Origin of the sequence: Kitasatospora sp. NPDC091257 (assembly GCF_044757675.1) — a bacterium.
GTDB lineage: Bacteria > Actinomycetota > Actinomycetes > Streptomycetales > Streptomycetaceae > Kitasatospora > Kitasatospora lactacystinica.
Genome location: NZ_JBIVVI010001033.1, coordinates 1 through 3,302, shown reverse-complemented (window position 1 = coordinate 3,302; position 3,302 = coordinate 1). Strand labels below are relative to the sequence as shown.

At 74.2% G+C, this 3,302-nt stretch carries 1 protein-coding gene and 1 pseudogene; both read left to right on the top strand.

All coding sequences use genetic code 11. The annotated features are described in order from the left end of the window. Positions 1-63: 63 nt before the first annotated feature. Positions 64-2,901, top strand: a complete 2,838-nt coding sequence (locus tag ACIQOV_RS33880; protein WP_401054618.1) for a type I polyketide synthase — start codon at positions 64-66, stop codon at positions 2,899-2,901. Next, positions 2,829-3,164 (top strand): annotated as a pseudogene (locus ACIQOV_RS33875) (5'-methylthioadenosine phosphorylase); the annotation flags it as partial. The gene ACIQOV_RS33880 and the pseudogene ACIQOV_RS33875, both read left to right, overlap by 73 nt. Positions 3,165-3,302: the final 138 nt, after the last annotated feature.

Sequence of the window (3,302 nt, the reverse complement as noted above, 5' to 3'; positions counted from 1 at the left end):
GGACTGCTACGGAAACACCCCCCCTGCCTTCCTTCATTCCCCGGCTCACGAGGTGTCGATGTGATGCGCTTCCCCTTGGATTCGGACGCTGATCGTGTCGCTGTCATCGGAATGGCGGGCAGGCTGCCGAAAGCCCCGGATCCGGAGGCGTTCTGGCGACTGCTGTGCGACGGGGCCGACGCGATCACCGCGCCGCCCGCGGGCCGGCAGGGCGTACGGCACGGCGGCTACCTGGACCGGGTGGACGGCTTCGACGCGGCGTTCTTCGGTGTGTCCCCCCGTGAGGCCGCCGGCATGGACCCGCAGCAGCGGCTCATGCTCGAACTCGCCTGGGAGGCCCTGGAGGACGCCCGGATCGTGCCGAGCACGCTGACGGGCGGCCCGACGGGGGTGTTCGTCGGCTCGATGTGGGAGGACTACACGTCCCTGGCCTACCCCGGTCACATCACGCCGCACACGCTGACCGGCACCAACCGGGGCGTCATCGCCAACCGCGTCTCGCACTTCCTCGGTGTGCGCGGACCGAGCATGACGGTCGACACGGCCCAGTCGTCGGCGCTGGTCGCGGTGCACCTGGCGGTCGAGAGCCTGCGCCGCGGCGAGTCGGCGCTCGCCCTGGCCGGCGGGGTGAACCTCAACCTGACCGCCGCCCGCGAGGAGGGAGCGGCGGAGTTCGGCGGCCTGTCCCCGGACGACCGCTGCTTCACCTTCGACGCCCGGGCCAACGGCTTCGTCCGCGGCGAGGGCGGCGCCTTCCTCGTCCTGAAACCGCTGGACCGGGCCCTGGCCGACGGGGACCGCGTCTACGGTGTCATCCGGGGCAGCGCGGTCAACAACGACGGCGCCACACAGAGCCTGACCGTGCCCAGCGCGCAGGCCCAGGAACAGGTCATCCGCGAGGCACTGGCCCGCGCCGGCGTGCGTCCCGCGGATGTGCAGTACGTGGAGCTGCACGGCACCGGCACCGCTGTCGGCGACCCCATCGAGGCCGCCGCCCTCGCGGCGGCCTACCGCGACCCGGCCGAGTCCGGCGACGCCGACAGCGCCCTGCGGGTCGGATCCGCCAAGACGAACGTCGGCCACCTGGAAGGCGCCGCGGGCATCGTCGGTCTGCTCAAGGCCGTCCTCAGCGTGTACCACCGCGCACTGCCGCCGAGCCTGAACCACGAAACCCCCAACCCCGGCATCCCTCTCGACGCACTGGCGCTGCGGGTCCAGACCGCTCCGACCCCCTGGCCGCGGCCGGACGCGCCCCTGCTCGCCGGAGTGTCGTCGTTCGGCATGGGCGGCACCAACGCGCACGTGATCGTCGGGCAGGCGCCCGATGCGGCCGCGCCGCCGGCCCGGCGGCCCGCCCCCGAGGCTCGGTCGGCGCCGTGGATCGTCACGGCGCGGACCAAGCAGGCGCTGCGAGCGCAGATCGAGCGCCTGCGCGAACACGTGCGCAGCCACCCGGACCTGACGGGCGCCGAGGTCGCGCACGCGCTGGCCACCACCAGAACCCGGTTCGCGCACCGCGCGGTCCTGCTCGACTCCGTCCAGGTCGCCGCCGGCCGGGCCGGCACCCCGGGCCGTACCGTCTTCGTGTTCCCCGGCCAGGGCGCGCAGTGGGTCGGCATGGGCCGGGAGCTGTACGCCGCGTACCCCGCCTTCCGGGCCGCCATGGACGAGTGCGCCCAGGCCCTGGCCCCGTACACCGACTGGTCCCTGGCCGATGTCCTGGACGGCGCCCCGCTCGACCGCGTGGACGTCGTGCAGCCCGCCCTGTTCGCGGTGATGGTGTCCCTGGCGGCACTGTGGCGCTCCTTCGGTGTCGAGCCCGACGCGGTGGTCGGGCACTCGCAGGGCGAGATCGCCGCGGCATACGTCGCGGGCGCGCTGTCGCTGTCCGACGCGGCCCGGATCGTGGCACTGCGCAGCCGCGCGCTGGTGGCGCTGACCGGCCGGGGCGGCATGGTGTCCGTGGCCCTGTCCGCCGAGCGGGCCGAGGACCACGTGTCGCGCTGGGGCGGCGCGCTGACGGTCGCCGTGGTCAACGCCACCGGCTCGGTCGTGGTGTCCGGCGACACCCAGGCCCTGTCCGAACTGGTCGAGTCCTGCGCGGCGGACGGTGTCCGCACACGCGTCGTCCCGGTGGACTACGCCTCCCATTGCGCGCACGTCGAGGCGATCCGCGAGCGGCTGCTCACCGAACTGGACGGTGTGCGGCCGAGGCAGGGCACGATCCCGTACTACTCCGCGGTCACCGGCGGCCTCCTCGACGACACCACGGGGCTCGACGCCGGCTACTGGTACCGCAACGTGCGCGAGCCGGTCCGCTTCGACCTGGCCACCGCCGCACTGCTGGCGGACGGGCACGACGTCGTGGTCGAGGTCAGCCCGCACCCGGTGCTGCTGCCCGCCCTCGAACAGATCCTGGAACAGGCCCGCGAGCGGACCGGCGTGCCCGGCGTCGCCACCGGCACGCTGGGCCGTGACCGGGGCGGGCCGGAGGTCTTCCTGACCGCGCTGTCCCGGCTGTTCGTGGCCGGCGTGCCGGTCGACTGGTCCCCGGCCGTCGCCGGGGCCGCGCCGGTCGACCTGCCCACGTACGCCTTCCAACGTCGTTCGTACTGGCTGCCCGAAGCGACGGCCGGGCAGAGCGGACGGACCCCGGCCGGCCCGGGGACGCACGCAGCGGAGACCGCCGCGCCCGGCCGGCCGGACGGCGGCCCGGAGACCCGCGACACCGGGGCGGGCGGCACGGACACGGGCGACCCCGAGTCGGGCGACACGGTCGACGCGGCCGCCGTGGTCGCGGCGCAGATCGCGCTCGTGCTGGGCCACGAGAACCGCCACGCTTCTCGACCCGCGCCGAGTCCCGCTGGTTCTCCGCGAACGGCTGGTCGGTGGTCGGCATGACCGGGCACCCGGAGGCCGCGCTGGCGCGTGAACTCGGACTCTGCTACAGCACGTTGGCGCTCGTCACCGACCACGACGCGGGCGTCGAGGCAGGTGAGGGCGTCACCCAGGCCGAGGTGCTGAAGGTCTTCGCGGGCAATGTCGACCGGCTGCGCACGGTGCTGTTCAAGGCGATCGAGCTGCTGCCCGTCGACCGGGACTGCGTCTGCTCGCACGCCCTGGACGGTCTCACCACCGGTCTCGCGGGCGTCCCCGGAGCCTGACCGGGCCGCAGCGGCGGCGCCGCCGGTCCTCGGTGACGGGGCGCCACGGTGGCAGGGTGGGGGACGATCATCACCATCGGTGGCATCATCTCGGGCCTCCAGCGGAAGATGACCAAGCAGGGCAACGCCTGGGCCATC